Origin of the sequence: Mycolicibacterium peregrinum (assembly GCF_001665625.1) — a bacterium.
GTDB classification, from domain to species: Bacteria; Actinomycetota; Actinomycetes; order Mycobacteriales; family Mycobacteriaceae; genus Mycobacterium; species Mycobacterium peregrinum_B.
Genome location: NZ_LZSY01000116.1, coordinates 18,824 through 35,378, shown reverse-complemented (window position 1 = coordinate 35,378; position 16,555 = coordinate 18,824). Strand labels below are relative to the sequence as shown.

General features: G+C 66.6%; 16 protein-coding genes. 5 read left to right on the top strand and 11 right to left on the bottom strand.

Annotated features, from left to right (window positions below):
• Positions 1–28: 28 nt before the first annotated feature.
• Both A5779_RS18355 and A5779_RS18350 read left to right on the top strand, forming a co-directional pair.
• Positions 29–583 carry a DUF4334 domain-containing protein gene (locus A5779_RS18355; RefSeq protein ID WP_064884489.1) on the top strand — a complete coding sequence of 185 codons (555 nt, stop codon included), beginning with the start codon at positions 29–31 and terminating at the stop codon, positions 581–583.
• A 127-nt stretch (positions 584–710) separates the two neighbouring features.
• On the top strand, positions 711–1,181 hold the full coding sequence (locus A5779_RS18350) for an Hsp20/alpha crystallin family protein (protein WP_064884319.1): 471 nt from the start codon (positions 711–713) through the stop codon (positions 1,179–1,181).
• Here the strand turns inward: A5779_RS18350 and bla are convergent.
• From bla to A5779_RS18320, 6 genes are all read right to left on the bottom strand, one after another.
• Positions 1,173–2,057, bottom strand: a complete 885-nt coding sequence (bla, locus tag A5779_RS18345; RefSeq protein WP_064884317.1) for a class A beta-lactamase — start codon at positions 2,055–2,057, stop codon at positions 1,173–1,175. The genes A5779_RS18350 and bla overlap by 9 nt on opposite strands.
• An 18-nt stretch (positions 2,058–2,075) precedes the next feature.
• Entirely contained in the window at positions 2,076–3,365 is a 1,290-nt protein-coding gene (locus A5779_RS18340; RefSeq protein ID WP_064884315.1) for a M16 family metallopeptidase, read from the bottom strand.
• 29 nt (positions 3,366–3,394) lie between these two features.
• Positions 3,395–5,674, bottom strand: a complete 2,280-nt coding sequence (locus A5779_RS18335; protein ID WP_064884313.1) for a polyribonucleotide nucleotidyltransferase — start codon at positions 5,672–5,674, stop codon at positions 3,395–3,397.
• A gap of 304 nt (positions 5,675–5,978) precedes the next feature.
• A complete protein-coding gene (gene lppU / locus A5779_RS18330; protein ID WP_110777486.1) occupies positions 5,979–6,419 on the bottom strand; it encodes an LppU family putative lipoprotein in 441 nt (146 codons plus the stop codon).
• Between the two features lie 70 nt (positions 6,420–6,489).
• Positions 6,490–6,759 carry a 30S ribosomal protein S15 gene (gene rpsO / locus A5779_RS18325; RefSeq protein ID WP_055113116.1) on the bottom strand — a complete coding sequence of 90 codons (270 nt, stop codon included), beginning with the start codon at positions 6,757–6,759 and terminating at the stop codon, positions 6,490–6,492.
• A 121-nt stretch (positions 6,760–6,880) separates the two neighbouring features.
• Entirely contained in the window at positions 6,881–7,867 is a 987-nt protein-coding gene (locus A5779_RS18320) for a bifunctional riboflavin kinase/FAD synthetase (protein WP_064884309.1), read from the bottom strand.
• Positions 7,868–7,947: 80 nt separating this feature from the next.
• Between A5779_RS18320 and mntR the strand changes: the two genes are divergently transcribed.
• The 3 genes from mntR to A5779_RS18305 all read left to right on the top strand — a co-directional run bounded on the left by mntR (position 7,948) and on the right by A5779_RS18305 (position 11,154).
• Entirely contained in the window at positions 7,948–8,673 is a 726-nt protein-coding gene (mntR, locus tag A5779_RS18315) for a manganese-binding transcriptional regulator MntR (protein ID WP_064884307.1), read from the top strand.
• 97 nt (positions 8,674–8,770) lie between these two features.
• A complete protein-coding gene (locus A5779_RS18310) occupies positions 8,771–9,940 on the top strand; it encodes an LLM class flavin-dependent oxidoreductase (RefSeq protein ID WP_064884305.1) in 1,170 nt (389 codons plus the stop codon).
• Positions 9,937–11,154, top strand: a complete 1,218-nt coding sequence (locus A5779_RS18305; protein WP_064884303.1) for an SfnB family sulfur acquisition oxidoreductase — start codon at positions 9,937–9,939, stop codon at positions 11,152–11,154. The genes A5779_RS18310 and A5779_RS18305 overlap by 4 nt, the downstream gene beginning before the upstream one ends.
• Before the next feature lie 5 nt (positions 11,155–11,159).
• On the opposite strand, the gene A5779_RS18300 is transcribed toward A5779_RS18305, so the two are convergent.
• From A5779_RS18300 to A5779_RS18280, 5 genes are read right to left on the bottom strand one after another with little or no spacing between them, the layout of a single operon-like run.
• Entirely contained in the window at positions 11,160–12,008 is an 849-nt protein-coding gene (locus tag A5779_RS18300; RefSeq protein ID WP_064884301.1) for an SDR family oxidoreductase, read from the bottom strand.
• Entirely contained in the window at positions 12,005–13,615 is a 1,611-nt protein-coding gene (locus tag A5779_RS18295; protein ID WP_064884299.1) for an acyl-CoA synthetase, read from the bottom strand. Before A5779_RS18295 ends, A5779_RS18300 begins: the two co-directional genes overlap by 4 nt.
• Entirely contained in the window at positions 13,615–14,448 is an 834-nt protein-coding gene (locus A5779_RS18290; RefSeq protein ID WP_064884297.1) for an alpha/beta fold hydrolase, read from the bottom strand. The genes A5779_RS18295 and A5779_RS18290 overlap by 1 nt, the downstream gene beginning before the upstream one ends.
• Entirely contained in the window at positions 14,445–15,686 is a 1,242-nt protein-coding gene (locus A5779_RS18285; protein ID WP_064884296.1) for an acyl-CoA dehydrogenase family protein, read from the bottom strand. The genes A5779_RS18290 and A5779_RS18285 overlap by 4 nt, the downstream gene beginning before the upstream one ends.
• Complete coding sequence (locus tag A5779_RS18280) at positions 15,683–16,555, bottom strand: SDR family oxidoreductase (protein WP_064884294.1); 873 nt, start codon at positions 16,553–16,555, stop codon at positions 15,683–15,685. The genes A5779_RS18285 and A5779_RS18280 overlap by 4 nt, the downstream gene beginning before the upstream one ends.

The following is a 16,555-nucleotide window of genomic DNA, read 5'->3' as shown; positions in this document are numbered from 1 at the left end:
TTGACACGTGTCAAGTATGGTGGTGTCCATGTTGCTGCAGCAGTTGTTACCCACCGTGCCGACGACCACCGCCGAGGCGCTGGCAATCTTCGACGCGGCCGAGGCTGTGGAGCCGGAGTTCATGCTCGGCACCTGGCACGGCGCCGAACTACCCACCGGACATCCGATGGATGGTCTGCTGGCGGCCAGCGGTTGGTGGGGCAAGCAGTTCGTCGATGCCGAGACCGTGCACCCCCTGTTGTTCCCCACCGGCGACGGCACCTCGCTGTGGGCCCTCAACCCGCTGCTGGCATTCGGCGGCCTCGGGGTGTCGACCAAAATCCCTCTGCTTCGGAACCGGTCGATGACAGGGCCGATCGCGGCGTTGCGGCCCCTGCTGCAGACCCGCGCGCCCAAGGCCAGGTTGCGCACCACCCGGTACCGCGGCGTGGACACCGCGACGATGGTCTACGACCAGCTACCCATCAACGACGTGTTCCGGCGGCTGTCCGACGACACCGTGATCGGGGCGATGGACCTGCGGAACTCCCGGAAGCCGTATTTCTTCGTCCTACAGCGCGACGACTCGATGCGGGTGACCTAGCAGCCACGCGTACGCGCGCTGTTAACCACACATTCGGCCAGTGGCTCCACGTCGGTGCTTGGATCGAAAGGGCAAGCGTTACAAGGTCTTTTCCTCCGATCGACGTTCCAGGACTGAGGAGTCACCCATGGTCAACCTGCCCGTCGCGCACCAGCCCCGCCCGCTGCTGCCCGAGCTCTCGGAGTTCTTCGCCGGCATCACCCCGTTCCCCCGCCTGCGTCCGATCTTCGAGCGCAACCTCATGCGCATCGAGGACGAGGTCACCGAGGACCACTACGAACTGCGGGCCGAGATCCCCGGTATCGATCCGGCCAACGACGTTCAGATCACTGTCGCCGACGGCCAGCTGACCGTGAAGGCCGAGCGTTCAGAGCGTGCCGACACCACCGCGCGGTCGGAGTTCTCCTACGGCTCGTTCCTGCGCACCGTGACCCTGCCCGCCGAGGCCGATGAGGACAACATCACCGCCGGCTACGAGCGCGGCATCCTGACCGTGCGTGTGCCGTTGTCGCAGAACCCCGCCGGCGCCCGCCAGATCGCAATCCAGGACACCGAGAACGGCTCGACCGCAATCGAATCCGCCGAACACTCAGAGTAGCGCCGGCAGAATCAGCGCGGTCAACTCACCGATGAGCGGACGCAGGTTGTCGGCCTTCGGGTCGTCGGCCTGCGACCGCGTCATCACCGCCAACAGCAACCGTTGCCCGTTCGGCCCATAGGCGATTCCGACGTCGTTGGTGCTGCCGTAGTCCCCGCTGCCGGTCTTGTCGGCGGTGGTCCAGCCCTCCGGCAGTCCGGCACGCACGCTCGAGGTCTGGTTGGCCCGCATCCAGTCCTGCAGCTGGCGCCGCTGCGGCGGGCTCAACGCGTCACCGACCAGGATCTCGCGGTATCCGATCGCCAGCGCCGCCGGAGTGGACGTATCTCTCGGGTCCCCGGGAATCGCCGAGTTCAGCTCGACCTCCCAGCGGTCCAGCCGGGTGCGCTCATCTCCGATGCTACGAGCGAACGCGGTGATGCCGGCAGGCCCGTCAATCGTTTTCAGCAGCAGGTTGCCCGCAGTGTTGTCACTCCGCTGCAGTGCCGCCTGACACAGCTCCGCCAGCGTCATCTCGGAACCGGCATGGGTCTCGGTGACCGGAGAGTTCGGCACGAGCGCCTCCGGGTCGACGAACACCCGGTTGTCCAGTGAGATCTGCCCACGCCCGACCATCTGCAGCACGCGCGCCGCGGCATACCCCTTGAACGTCGAACACATCGCGAACATCTCGTCGGGCCGGTGCGTGAGTGTCCGTCCGGAATCCAGATTGGTCGCGGACAAGCCGATCAGGGCGTTGTCACGATGTTCCAGTTCGGCGATCTGGTCATCTACCGGAGTCGCGAACGCCGGTGCGGCGTTACCCACACCGGCTCCGACGGCAGCCGCCGCCACGAGCGAACCGATCAGAACATTGCGCCGCGAGAGTCCCGTCATCGGACCCAGCTTAGCGGGTCAGCCGACGATAGTTTGAAGCTGTTGCGGCAGAGTCTTTTTCGATCGATGCGGGCCGAGTACGGCCGCACCGTAGTCGCGGGACAGCAACTGATGTGCCACCGCATTGACCTCTTCGAGGGTGACGGCCTCGATCTGGGCCAGCGTGTGATCGATGGTCCGGTGTTCGCCGTAATTGAGCTCACTGCGGCCGATCCGGTGCATGCGCGATCCGGAGTCCTCCAGACCCAGCACCAGCCCACCACGCAACGAGCCCTTGGCGATCCGGCACTCGTCGGCGGTGATCCCGTCTCTGGCAACGCCTTCCAGCACCTCGGTGGTCACCCGGACGACTTCGTCGAACCGCTCGGGCTGACAGCCGGCATACACCGAGAGCGCACCGCTGTCGGCAAAGGTGTCGACCGTCGAATACACCGAGTAGGCCAGGCCGCGGGATTCCCGGATCTGCTGGAACAGACGGGAACTCAGGCCGCCACCAAGGGCGGTGTTGAGCACCGACAGCGCCCACCGGTGTTCCCAGTGCCGGCCGGGCGTGCGAACGCCCAGCGACACGTGGGTCTGCTCTCCGTCGCGGTCGACCACGAGCAGCGACGGCTTGCCGACGACACGTCCCGCCCCTTTGCGCGGTGCCACCGCGGTGCGTCCGGGTTCCAGTCGCGGACCGAAATGCTGCCGCACGAGCGAAACGACCACGTCGTGGTCGATGTTGCCCGCCACCGCCACGATCATCCGTTCGGGCGTGTAACGGCGCACGTGGAAGGAGTGCAACTGCGCGCGCGTCATCGTCTCGATGGACTCGACGCTGCCGATCACCGGCCGTCCGACCGGGTGATCGCCGAACATCGCTGTCAGGAACACGTCACCGAGACTGTCCTCGGGATCGTCGTCGCGCATGGCGATCTCTTCGAGGACGACGTCGCGCTCCACCTCGACATCCTCGGTGGCACAACGGCCCCGCAACACGACGTCGGCCACCAGGTCGACGGCGAGTTCCAGGTCGGAGTCGAGCACATGTGCGTAGTAGCAGGTGTGCTCGCGCGTCGTGAACGCGTTCAGCTCACCACCGACGGCATCGACAGCCTGTGCAATATCGACTGCGCTGCGCGTCGGGGTGGCCTTGAACAGCAGGTGTTCCAGGAAGTGGGCGGCACCCGCGACGCTTCGTCCTTCGTCGCGGGAACCGACACCTACCCAGACCCCGACGGATGCCGAACGCACCGACGGGATGTACTCAGTGACCACCCGGAGTCCGCCGGGCAGATCTGTCCGGCGGACATCAGTGGTATTCAGTGCAAACGCCTTGTATCGAGCTGAGGTGATCAGGACTCGGCGGCGGCGGCGTCGGCGGTGGCCGGGGCGCCGTCGGCAGCCGGATCCGCCTTCTCCGCAGTCTCTTCGTCCACGAGCACCAGCGAGATCTTGCCGCGGTTGTCGATGTCGGCGATCTCCACGCGGAGCTTGTCGCCGACCTTCACCACATCTTCGACCTTGTTGATCCGCTTGCCGCGGCCCAGCTTGGAGATGTGGACCAGGCCGTCACGACCCGGCAGCAGCGACACGAACGCACCGAAATCGGTTGTCTTGACCACGGTCCCGAGGAACCGCTCACCGATCTTGGGCAGCTGCGGGTTGGCGATGGCGTTGATCTTGTCGATCGCGGCCTGCGCGGCTTCGCCGTTGGAGGCACCGACGAACACCGTGCCGTCATCCTCGATCGAGATCGACGCACCGGTCTCCTCGGTGATCGAGTTGATCATCTTGCCCTTGGGCCCGATGACCTCGCCGATCTTGTCGACCGGAACCTTGATCGTGGTGATCCGCGGTGCGTACGGGCTCATCTCATCGGGGGCGTCGATGGCCTCGGCCATCACGTCCAGGATGGTCAGGCGCGCGTCCTTGGCCTGGCTCAGTGCGCCCGCCAGCACCTTCGACGGGATGCCGTCGAGCTTGGTGTCGAGCTGCAGCGCGGTGACGAAGTCCTTGGTGCCTGCGCACTTGAAGTCCATGTCGCCGAAGGCATCCTCGGCGCCGAGGATGTCGGTCAGCGTCACGTAGCGGGTCTCGCCGTTGACCTCGTCGGAGACCAGACCCATGGCGATGCCGGCCACCGGCGCCTTGAGCGGTACACCGGCGTTCAGCAGCGACAGGGTCGAGGCACACACCGAGCCCATCGAGGTGGAACCGTTGGAGCCCAATGCCTCCGACACCTGGCGGATCGCGTACGGGAACTCCTCGACGCTGGGCAGCACGGGCACCAGCGCACGCTCGGCCAGCGCGCCGTGGCCGATCTCGCGGCGCTTGGGCGAACCGACGCGGCCGGTCTCACCGGTCGAGAACGGCGGGAAGTTGTAGTGGTGCATGTAGCGCTTGGACGTCTCGGGCCCCAGCGAGTCGATCTGCTGGGCCATCTTGACCATGTCCAGCGTGGTGACACCCATGATCTGGGTCTCGCCGCGCTCGAACAGCGCGCTGCCGTGCGCCCGCGGGATGATGGCCACCTCGGCCGAGAGCGCACGGATGTCGGTGACACCACGGCCGTCGATCCGGAAGTGGTCGGTCAGGATGCGCTGACGCACAAGCTTTTTGGTCAGCGAGCGGTACGCCGCGCCGATCTCCTTCTCGCGGCCGGCGTAAGTCTCGCCGAGACGCTCGAGCACCTCGACCTTGATCTCGTTGGTGCGGTCGTCGCGCTCGTGCTTGCCCGCGATGGTCAGTGCCTCCGACAGCGCGTCGGTGGCCACCGCGGCCACGGCGTCGTAGACGTCTGCCTCGTAATCGGGGAACAGCGGGTACTCGGCGATCTCCTTGGCAGCCTTCTCCGCCAGCGCAGCCTGCGCATCGCACAGGGTCGCGATGAACGGTTTGGCCGCCTCAAGGCCCTCGGCGACGACGGCCTCGGTAGGAGCCTGGGCGCCGCCGGCGACCAACTCGATCACGTTCTCGGTGGCTTCGGCCTCGACCATCATGATCGCGACGTCGTCGCCCACCTTGCGGCCCGCCACGACCATGTCGAAGACAGCCTTCTCCAGCTGCTCGACGGTCGGGAAGGCAACCCACTGGCCACCGTCGGCGGTGCCGACAGTCGGATCATTGATCAGGGCGACGCGCACGCCGCCGACGGGACCGGAGAACGGCAGACCGGAAATCTGCGTCGACGCGGACGCGGCGTTGATGGCCAGCACGTCGTACAGATCCTTCGGATCCAGGCTCAGCACCGTCACCACGACCTGGATCTCGTTACGCAGACCGCTGACGAACGACGGGCGCAGCGGCCGGTCGATCAGGCGACAGGTCAGGATCGCGTCGGTCGACGGACGGCCCTCACGCCGGAAGAACGAGCCGGGGATCCGGCCCGCGGCGTACATCCGCTCCTCGACGTCGATGGTCAGCGGGAAGAAGTCGAAGTGGTCCTTCGGCGTCTTGCTGGCAGTGGTGGCGCTCAGCAGCATGGTCTCGTCGTCGAGGTAGGCGACGACGGAGCCGGCGGCCTGCTGCGCGAGCCGCCCGGTCTCGAAACGGATGGTGCGGGTGCCGAAGCTCCCGTTGTCGAGGATTGCGGTGGATTCGAACACACCGTCTTCAAGTTCAACTACAGACATAGAGTCCGTTGGCCTCTTTCGAATTCATTCAACTGTTTTCGCGGCGTCACGGTGGCGATGCGCCACGGGCCCTGGATACGGCTACGGCCGTCGATCGAAGCGGCCGGATAACCCCCAGAGATGATCCCTGTGTCGGGGTTCCGGCAGCCACTACCGAAGACCGCCCGTCCAGGCGGGCCCGATATGACTCGCAGGAACAGCGCCCGCAGTTCGCGGGTGCCGCACCCTGTGTTCAGCGCAGATTCCAGCCACTGAACGCCCTCATGTTACACGGGAGCAACGTCCCAACAGCCATCCGTGCCAGCTAGGACACGTCCTCCACGCATACGGTGAACTGGCGTTCCGAGTAGGCGTAGCCCACTCCGCTGGCGCACTGATCGACGTTCGACACCCCGCGCAGAACCTCGGTGGCCCGTTGCCGGTGGGGCGCAGACGAATCCGCGCAGTCCACCCGATACGGGTCTTTGTCGTTCTCCGGATCGATGCTCATACAGCCGCCGGCGATCCAGTCGATGTCCAGACAGAGCGTCTGGGTCTCTTCACTGAACGCGCTGCGCACCGAGTAATAGGTGTCGACGTCGACTGGGCACTGGTCGCTGTCGGTGACTGTGGAGATGACCTTGTAGTTCGACGCTTCGCTGCCGCACTCCGCCCGACTGGAGTCCGGGCGCTCGTACGTGCCGCTCATCTTCAGGCAGTCCCCTGCCTTCATGTCCGCGGCCGCCGCGGACGAGCATGCGGTCAGACCGCCGAGGAAAAGTAGCGCGGCTGCCCCCTGGGGGGCAGCCGCGGAAAGTGGTGGCACTGACGCCGCGTCAGCGACGCAGCCCGAGGCGCTCGATCAGCGAGCGGTAGCGCGCCACGTCAACCTGGGCGACGTACTTCAGCAGCCGGCGACGACGGCCGACCAGCAGCAGCAGACCGCGACGCGAGTGGTGGTCGTGCTTGTGCTGCTTGAGGTGCTCGGTCAGATCCGAGATCCGCTTGGTCAGCAGGGCGACCTGGGCCTCCGGTGAACCGGTGTCGGTCTCGTGCAGACCGTAGCTGGTCAGGATTTCTTTTTTCTGCTCGGCAGTAAGCGCCACGAAAGTAACTCCATCATTTCAGTCCCGCGAACATATTCTCGGCACAGCCACCGCGGACTGCAGCATGCACCGGATCGGAGCAGAGTTTAGCACCGCGGCGAGCCGCGAATTAAATCCCGACTCAGTGTGAACTCAGAAGCGTGCGCGCCTTGTCGGCGTCCCGCTTCATCTCCGCGACCAGTTCTTCCACCCGGTCGAACTTTTCCATGCCCCGGATCCGGGACACGAAATCGACCGCGACATGCTGACCGTACAGATCGGCCTCGGTATCGAGCACGAATGCCTCGACCGTGCGGGTCCGCCCGGAGAAGGTCGGGTTGGTACCCACCGACACCGCGGCCTGATACCGCTCACCGGGCGTCACCGTTCCCATCACCGGGCCGTGCCCCAGCACGGTGAACCAGGCGGCGTACACCCCGTCCGCCGGAATCGCCGAGAACATCGGTGGCGCCACGTTGGCTGTCGGGAACCCCAGTACCCGGCCGCGCCCGTCGCCGCGCACCACCACGCCTTCGACGCGGTGCGGACGGCCCAGCGCTTCGGCGGCCGCCACGACGTCACCGGCGTCGACGCAGGAACGGATGTATGTCGAGGAGAAGGTGACCCGCTCGTCGCGATGCTCGGCATCGAGCGATTCGGTCACCAACGACATGCTCTCGACCGCGAAGCCGAACCGCTCCCCTGCCTTGCGCAGCATCTCGACGTTCCCGGCGGCCTTCTTGCCGAAGGTGAAGTTCTCCCCGACCACCACTTCGAGCACGTGCAGGTCTTCGACCAACAACTCGTGGATGTAGCGCTCGGGCGTGAGCTTCATGAAATCCGAGGTGAACGGCATGACCAGGAACACGTCCACACCGAGTTCCTCGACCAGCTCGGCACGCCGGGTCAGCGTGGTCAGCTGTGCCGGATGACTGCCCGGAAACACCACCTCCATCGGATGGGGATCGAAGGTCATGAGAACCACCGGTACTCCGCGTGATCGGCCGGCTTTCACCGCATGGCTGATCAACTCTGCGTGTCCGCGGTGAACCCCGTCGAACACCCCGATGGTGACTACACACCTGCCCCAGTCCGTGGGGATCTCGTCCTGCCCACGCCAGCGCTGCACGCGATCAGCCTACGACCCGAACGCGACGCGGTCTGCTCTAGATCCCCCGATCAGGTGATGATTGCCTAAACTTTCCTACTGTGAGTCCAGACGGTAACCACCAAGACCTCTCCACGGTTGCCCAGGACTATCTGAAAGTCATCTGGACAGCCCAGGAGTGGTCTCGCGAAAAGGTCAGCACAAAACTGCTGGCCGAGCGGATCGGCGTGTCGGCATCCACGGCGTCCGAATCCATTCGCAAACTCGCCGACCAGGGCCTGGTCCACCACGAGAAGTACGGCGCGGTGACGCTGACCGATGCCGGCCGGCGCGCGGCGTTGGCGATGGTCCGCCGGCACCGGCTGATGGAGACGTTCCTGGTCCAGGAGCTGGGCTACGGCTGGGACGAGGTGCACGACGAGGCCGAGATCCTCGAGCACGCCGTGAGTGACCGGATGCTGGACCGGATCGACGCCAAGCTGGGCCACCCGACGCGCGATCCGCACGGAGATCCGATCCCGGCCGCCGATGGCCAGGTGCCCACCCCGCCGGCCCGCCAGCTCTCGGCGTGCCAGGACGGCGACGCCGGTACGGTGGCCCGCATCTCCGATGCCGATCCGGAGATGTTGCGGTATTTCGACAGCGTCGGGATCAGCCTCGATTCACGGGTCCGGGTGGTGGCGCGGCGCGATTTCGCCGGCGTCATCTCGGTGGCCATCGAGAACCCGGGAAATCCAGGTAGCGCCACCGCCACGGGAGACGACACCAGCGTCCAGGTCGAGCTGGGCAATCCGGCTGCCGAGGCAATCTGGGTCGTCGCGAGCTGATCTGCCGCTCCACGACACCGCGACCCTGACAGGTGTCTGGATCAGCGCGATTTTTACCCGTGTGCAACAGCCGATTCGACACCAAGATGTCCTGTTCGTGACTGTCTCTCTGCACTGGTTCCTACCCACCTACGGCGACAGCCGGCTCATCGTCGGCGGCGGCCACGGCACGCCGGCCGGTTCTGCCGGTGGTGACCGCGAGGCCTCGATCGACTACCTGGCGTCGATCGTCCGCTCGGCCGAGCGGTTTGGTTTCACGGGCGCGCTGATCCCGACGGGTGCCTGGTGCGAGGACGCCTTCATCACCGCGGCGCTGCTGGCCCGTGAGACCACGTCGCTGGCGTTCCTGGTCGCGTTCCGCCCAGGTCTGGTGAGCCCGACGTTGTCGGCTCAGATGGCCGCGACGTTCGCCCGGCACGCACCCGGCCGGATTCTGCTCAACGTCGTCGTCGGCGGCGAGGCGCACGAGCAGCGGGCCTTCGGCGACCACCTGGACAAGGACGCCCGGTATGCGCGTTGCGACGAGTTCCTCGACGTGGTGCGCCGGTTGTGGGCCGGCGAGACCGTGACCCACAAGGGTGAGTACATCGACGTCGAGGAGGCCTCGCTGGCCCTGCCCCCGACCCCGGTACCGCCGCTGTACTTCGGCGGCAGCTCGCAGGCGGCCGGACCGGTGGCGGCCCGACACTCCGACGTCTACCTGACCTGGGGCGAGCCACCGGCCGCGGTGCGGGAGAAGATCGAGTGGATCCGGGCGCTGGGTGAGGAGCAGGGACGCAAACTGCGTTTCGGTATCCGCCTGCACACCATTTCGCGTGACACCTCCGAGGAGGCGTGGGCCCAGGCCGATCGGCTGGTCGCCGCCCTGGACGAGGAGACCGTCGCCGCCGCACAGGCCGGACTGGCGCGCAGCCAGTCCGAGGGCCAGAAACGCATGCGTGCCCTGCACGAGGGCAACCGCGCCAACGGCACCTGGAGCGACGCCCGCAGCCTGGAAATCGCCCCCAACCTGTGGTCGGGCGTCGGGCTGGTGCGCGGCGGGGCAGGCACCGCGCTGGTCGGGTCCCACACCGAGGTCGCCGACCGGATCGCCGAGTACGCCGAGATCGGTATCGACGAGTTCATCTTTTCCGGCTATCCGCATCTGGAGGAGCTGTTCTGGTTCGGCGAGGGCGTGGTGCCGATCCTGCGCGAGCGCGGGCTGTTCGGCGGAGGCGCACAAGCCGGTGCGCCCGCCTCGATCCCGTTCGTCGGTACACCGCGATGACCGATCTGGCCGGCGCTACCCGCATCTCCTCGGCCCGGGCCGCGCTCGCCGCCGCGGCGCAGCTGTCGAGTTCGTTCGCCGAGGAGGCCGGCGCCCGTGACGCGCACCGGGCCCTGCCGCACGAGCAGGTGCGGGCCCTCAAGGAATCGGGGCTGCTGGCCGTGACGGTGCCGGCCGACTACGGCGGGCTCGACGTGCCCGTGTCGGTGCTCGCCGAGGTGCTGCGACTGATCGCGCACGGCGACCCGTCGATCGGCCAGATTCCGCATTCGCATTTCACGTTCCTGGAGGCTTTGCGTCTGCAGGGCACGCCGGAGCAGCAGGCGTACTTCTACGGCCTGGTGCTGGATGGGGCGCTGTTCGCCAATGCCCAGTCCGAACGGGGTCCTCATCCCGTCGACGTGGACACCACGACGCTCGCCCCCTCGGGCCCGGGCTATGTACTCGACGGCCGCAAGTACTACTCGACGGGGGCGTTGTTCGCCGACTGGCTGATCGTGCGGGCGTCGCGCTCGGATGGCTCGGGGCTGGTGCCGACGGCCACCACCCCCAAGGCCATCGCGTTCGTCCCACGCGATGCCCACGGGGTCGAAGTTGTCGACGACTGGGATGGCATGGGCCAGCGGACCACGGCCTCGGGCACCGTCACGCTCGATGCCGTCGAGGTGCCGGCGGAGCACGTCGTCGAGTTCAGCCCGATCTTCACACGGCCCACGGTCTACGGGGCGCGGGCTCAGCTGCTGCACGCAGCTCTCGATGTGGGCATCGCGACCGCCGCGCTGGAGGAAGGGGTGCGTCAGGCGGCCAACGCCCGTCCGCATTTCGAGGCGTCGGTGTCCAGCGCCGTCGAAGACCCGACCCTCGTACAGGTCGCCGGTGAGCTGACCGTGACGGTGCGGGGCGCGCAGGCGTTACTCGCCGAGGCGGCCCGGCAGATCGACGCGGCCCGGGCCGATCTCACCGAGGACAGCGCGGCGGCGGCCTCGATCGCGGTCGCGATCGCCAAGGTGGCCGCCGCGCGCGCCGCGGTGGAAGCGGGCAGCGCATTGTTCGAATTCGGCGGGACTCGCAGCGCGTCGGCGTCGGGCAACTTGTCACGCTACTGGCGTGACGCGCGCACGCACACCTTGCACGACGCGACCCGCTGGAAGATCCGTCACATCGGCAACTACACGCTCTCCGGCACGAAACCGCCTCGCCACGGCCAGCTTTGAGGCCCTCAGATGTCGAGACGCCGGTGGTAGGCCGCCCGTGCTTCCGCGTCGACATGGGTGAATGCGGTGTCGAAATGGGCAGTGCGGGAGAGTCGGTGCCGCACGCTGTCGGGTAGGCCGGAGGCGACTTTGATCATCGCGCCCAGGGTCCGAGGTACCGCAATCGTGTTCTTGCGGCTTCCTACTGCGGAGACGATCGCAGCCGCGACATCCTCGGGTTCGACCTCAGCGATCGGCCGAATCCATTTCGGAGTGCTGTGCCCGGCAGACAGTTCGGTGTGCACCACGCCGGGCAGCACCGCGGTGACTCCGATTCCCGTAGCGGCCAGTTCGAGGTGCAGCGCCTCGGAGAACCCCACGACCGCGTGCTTGGTGGCGCAGTAGGTGGCCAATCCCGGAAAGGCGCTCACACCGGCCAGCGACGCCACGTTGACGATGTGACCGCGGCGCCCGGCCATCCGGTTCGCAGCGAGCTTCGATCCGTAGAGGACACCACTCAGGTTGATCGCGACCATCCGGTCGGTCATGTCGTCGTTCTCCTGCGTGAACTCGCCGGTCGGCATGATGCCTGCGTTGTTCACCAGCGCGCCCAGTGGGCCGAGCCGTTCCTGGGTCGCGTCGAGAAACGACGAGAACGATGCCCGGTCGGTGACATCGAGCGGCAGCCCGCACACCACACCCCCGGTCGCCTCGACGAGTTCGCCCGCCGTCTTCTCGACCAACTCGGCGTCGATGTCGCCCAGTGCGACCCGCGCACCGGCGCGCAGAAACGCCGCCCCGGTCGCCCTGCCGATCCCCCGCGCACCGCCGGTGATCGCCACCACCTGTCCACTTCCGAATGGGGTCGTATTCATCGGAACTCCTTCCGCAACGCTCCTTTGAGGACTTTTCCGGTCTCGTTGCGCGGCAACGAGTCGACGAAGATCACGTCCCGGGGAACCTTGTGCCGGGCCAGCCCGGCACGGACATACGTCCTGACACCATCGGCATCCAGATCAGAATCCGGATTGCGAACCACGAAAGCTCGCAATCGTTTTCCGAAGTCATCGTCGTCCACGCCGAGGACACATGATTCGACCACCGCCGGGTGGTCGGCGAGCAGGTTCTCGACCTCGAGTGGGAAGACGTTCTCTCCCCCGGAGACGATCATGTCGTCGTCACGACCGTCGACGAACCACAACCCGTCGGCGGTGAAATGCCCGGTGTCCCCCGAGGACAACAGACCGTCGACGATCTCCTTGTGTCCACCGTCGGTGTACCCCGAGAAGCTCAGCCCGCTGGACACGAAAAGCGTTCCGCTACGCCCGGGTTCGGTGATCCTGCGGCGTTGCTCGTCGTAGGCGGCCACGGCGCATCCGACCGGTGGACGTCCCACGGTGCCCGGGGCCGCCCGCAGTTCGCTGGGGGTGGCGACGGCTGCGACAGCGACTTCGGTCGACCCGTACAGGTTGTAGAGCACGTCGCCGAACACGTCTGCCGTGCGCCGGCAGAGGTCTGGCGAAAGCGCAGAACCGGCAGCGAACACCACCTCCAGCGAGGAGGTGTCATAGCGCCCGAGCACATCGGGACCCAGGTCGAGGATTCGCTGCAACATCGTCGGCACGACGATGAGCGCGCCCGCCCGGTGGTTCTCGATCGACGCAAGTGTGTCCTCGGGCTCGAATCGGCGGGCCAACACGACGCGGTTGCCCAGTGCAAGTCCCAGCGAGCAGGTCGCCAGCCCAGTGGCATGGAACATCGGTGCCGCCACACAGTAGGCTCCGCCGGCCGGCCACGGGATCCGGTCGAGCAACTGGGCGGATTGCAACGGGCTGACCTTGTTTCGCGGTGCACCCTTGGGTGTTCCGGTGGTACCGCTGGTCAACAAGACCATCCCACCGAGCCTGCCCGGCGCGGGCAACGGATCGGTCCACTCGTCCCGCGCGACGGTATCCAACGTGCTACGCGTCGTTGCGGCATCAACCCATCCGACGATCTTCTCGATACCTGGCGGCAGCGCGTCGAGTAGTGCTGTGAACTCCTCATCGGCCACAACCGCCGAAACACTCTCCCGCGTACAGACGTCGGCCAGCTGCGGTGCTGCGAATCCGGTGTTGAGCAGTACCACTCTGGCGCCGATCTTGCCCGCCGCCGCCAGTGCGAGCATCAGTCCCCGGTGATTGCGTTCGAGGACGCCGACTACCGATCCCGCTTCGACTCCCTTGCGGGACAGTCCGCGGGCCAACGCATTCGACGTTCGTTCCAGATCGCGGAAGCTCAGGGTTCCGGCTTCGTCGACAAGTGCAGTCGTGTCACCGTATCGCGCAGCGGCGTGGGTGATCAGACCGCCGAACGACCCGTACTTGCGTAAGGCATGGGACGCACGGAGCGCTGCAAGGGGATCGCTCAGGTCGACCAGACCGCGACGCTGCAGAACTACAGCGGCCGCCACGACATCGCGCAGCTGATGCAGTACGCCCATCACGCGGCCACACCGATCTCAGTGATGATCCGAACCACGGCATCCGGATCGTCGAGTTGTGGACAATGACCCGATCGGGACAGCACGACGAGCTCACTTCCTGGAATCTGTTGGTGCAGTGCCTGACTGGCATTGACAGGAATGATCCGGTCACGCGCGCCGTGCACGACCACGGTGGGGCAGCCGACCCGGATACCGTGGTGACCACCCAGCGCCTCATGCGCATATCGGAAGGCATCCCGCCCCAACGCCGCGACATCGGATGTCCCCGACACCAAACCGGACCAATAGGCCACGACCTGAGGATCGGCGGTGATCCCTGGGCCGTACAGCGCCCGCGGCACAGCGGTAACGGTGAGCCAGCGCAGCGTACGCGCCGGAACCGGGACGCGTGCCACGCAGGACCAGAACCCTGCGGGGATGGAGCGCTTTCGGGCTAGTTTGGCGATCCAGTGGCGGGCATTGAGCGGATCGTCCAGCGCGACGACCGCCGTGACCAGGTCCGGATTTCGGGCCGCCGCCCCGAGCGCCGTCGCCGCACCGAGCGAGTTTCCCACCAGGACGACGGGTCCGGTCTCGGCCAGAAGTGCGTCGGCGAAGGCATCGAACTGCGGCCGCAAGGGGCCGGCGCGGCGTGGATCCGCCTGGCCGAAGCCCGGCAGATCGACCGCGAGCGCCCTGTGTCCGAGCGCCTCCAGGCGGGTGAGCACGCCACGCCAGGTGTCTGCACTGTCGGCGTAGCCGTGCAGCAGAACCACTGGGGTCCCGCTGCCCGGCACCGACAGCACTCTTGTGCCCACCCCGCCGAAGTGAGCGCGGTTTGCGGCGATCATCCCGCGAGCAGCCCCTTCGCGATGTGAGTAACCTGCACCTCGTTGCTGCCCGCGTAGATCATCAGCGACTTGGCGTCACGCGCAAGTTGCTCGACGCGGTATTCGGCCATGTAGCCGTTACCGCCGAACAACTGAACGGCGTCCATGGCCACCTCCGTCGCGGCCTCCGACGAGTAGAGCTTGATCGCCGAGGCCTCCGAAAGCGTCGGAAGCGAGCCAGACTTCAGCCGTTCCAGCGTCTGGAACACCATGTTCTGCACATTGATCCGGGCGATCTCCATCTTGGCCAGCTTCAGCTGGATCAACTGGAACTCGGCGATCTTCTTACCCCACAACGTGCGGGTCTTCGCATAGTCCAGGCAGAGCCGGTGACACTCGTTGATGATGCCCAACGACATCAACGCCACCCCGACGCGCTCCGCGGCGAAATTCGCTCGCGCACTGTCGCGTCCGTCGCCTCCGGAGTGAGATTCGGTCTCCCCCAACAAGCGATCGGGGCTGATCCGCACGTTGTCGAAGAACAACTCACCCGTGGGCGAGGACATCATGCCCATCTTCTTGAACGGCTTGCCCTGGGTCAGGCCGGGCATGCCGGAGTCCAGCACGAAGGTGAGCACCGGGCGGTCCCGCCGGTCAGTCCCGGCGTTGCCCTCGTCCAGCTTGGCGTAGACGATCAGCACATCGGCACAGGGGCCGTTGGTGATGAAGGTCTTCTGCCCGTTCAGGATGTAATCGGTACCGTCACGCTTGACGTAGGTCTTCATACCGCCGAACGCATCCGATCCCGCATCGGGTTCGGTGATCGCCCAGGCCGCAACCTTTTCCAGCGTCATCAGTTCCGGGAGCCACCGCTCCTTCTGAGCCAAGGTGCCACGGCTCATGATGGTCGCCGCACCCAGCCCCAGACTGACCCCCACGGTGCTGAGCAGCCCGATACTGACCCCGGCCAGCTCTGCGACCATGACCGCAGCCATCGAGGCCTGTTCGCCGAGACCACTCATGCCGCCGGAGGACTGCCGGCGCTCGCCGACTCCGCGTTCGCGCTCCTTGTCGAGTATGGTCTTGACCGCCTCGGCCGCCATCACGTCGAGCCCGAACTCACTGAACAGCTTGCGGGCGAACGGGTACGGCGACAGCTCACCGCTCTCCAGCCCGTCGAGATGCGGCCGGATCTCCTTGTCGATGAACTCGCGGACCGTGTCACGCATGATCACATCGGTGTCGGACCACTCGATCATGACGGCAGCCGTCCGGCGATGTCGTCGATCTGCCACAGACTGTCCGTCTCGATGGTCTCGACGTCGTGCCAGCCGGCCAACTGCGAGATCGCCCCGCCCTGAACGGCGTACACCCGACCGGTGACCGGACACTTCTCCGTCGCGAGGTAGGCGACGAGCGGTGAGATGTTGGCCGGGCTGAACAGGTCGGCCTCTCCCTCCTCCTCGGGTTCCGCCATCAGCGCGCCCATCCCGGGGGTCGCCAGGGTGAGTCGGGTCCGAGCGATCGGCGCGATCGCATTCACGCGGACGCCGTAGCGTTCCAACTCGTCGGCGGCTACCAGAGTCAGCGCGGCGATCGCCGCCTTGGCCGATCCGTAGTTCGCCTGTCCGGCGTTCGGGATCGTGGTCCCCGAGCCCGATGCGGTGTTGATCACCGCTGCGTTGGGCTGGTCGCCGGCCTTCGACTGGGCTTTCCAGTACTCGGCCGCGTGGCGCAGTACCGAGAAGTGCCCCTTGAGGTGAACGGCGATCACCGCGTCCCAGTCCGCCTCGGCCATCGTCGGGATGAATCCGTCTCGCAGTATTCCGGCGTTGTTGACGACGACGTCGAGCCGACCGAACTCGTTGATCGCCTGCTGTACCAAGGACTTCGCCCCATCCCAGGTGGCAACGTTCGCGGTATTGGCCACGGCCTTGCCGCCGGCAGCCTGGATCTCCGCGACCACGTCATGCGCCGGCCCGGCGTCTGTGCCCTCGCCGGCGTTGCTGCCGCCCAGATCGTTGACGACGACGCTGGCCCCTTCCGACGCGAACAGCAGGGCGTGTTCCCGCCCGATTCCGCGACCCGCGCCGGTGATGACCGCGACGCGTCCTTCCAATGCACCCAT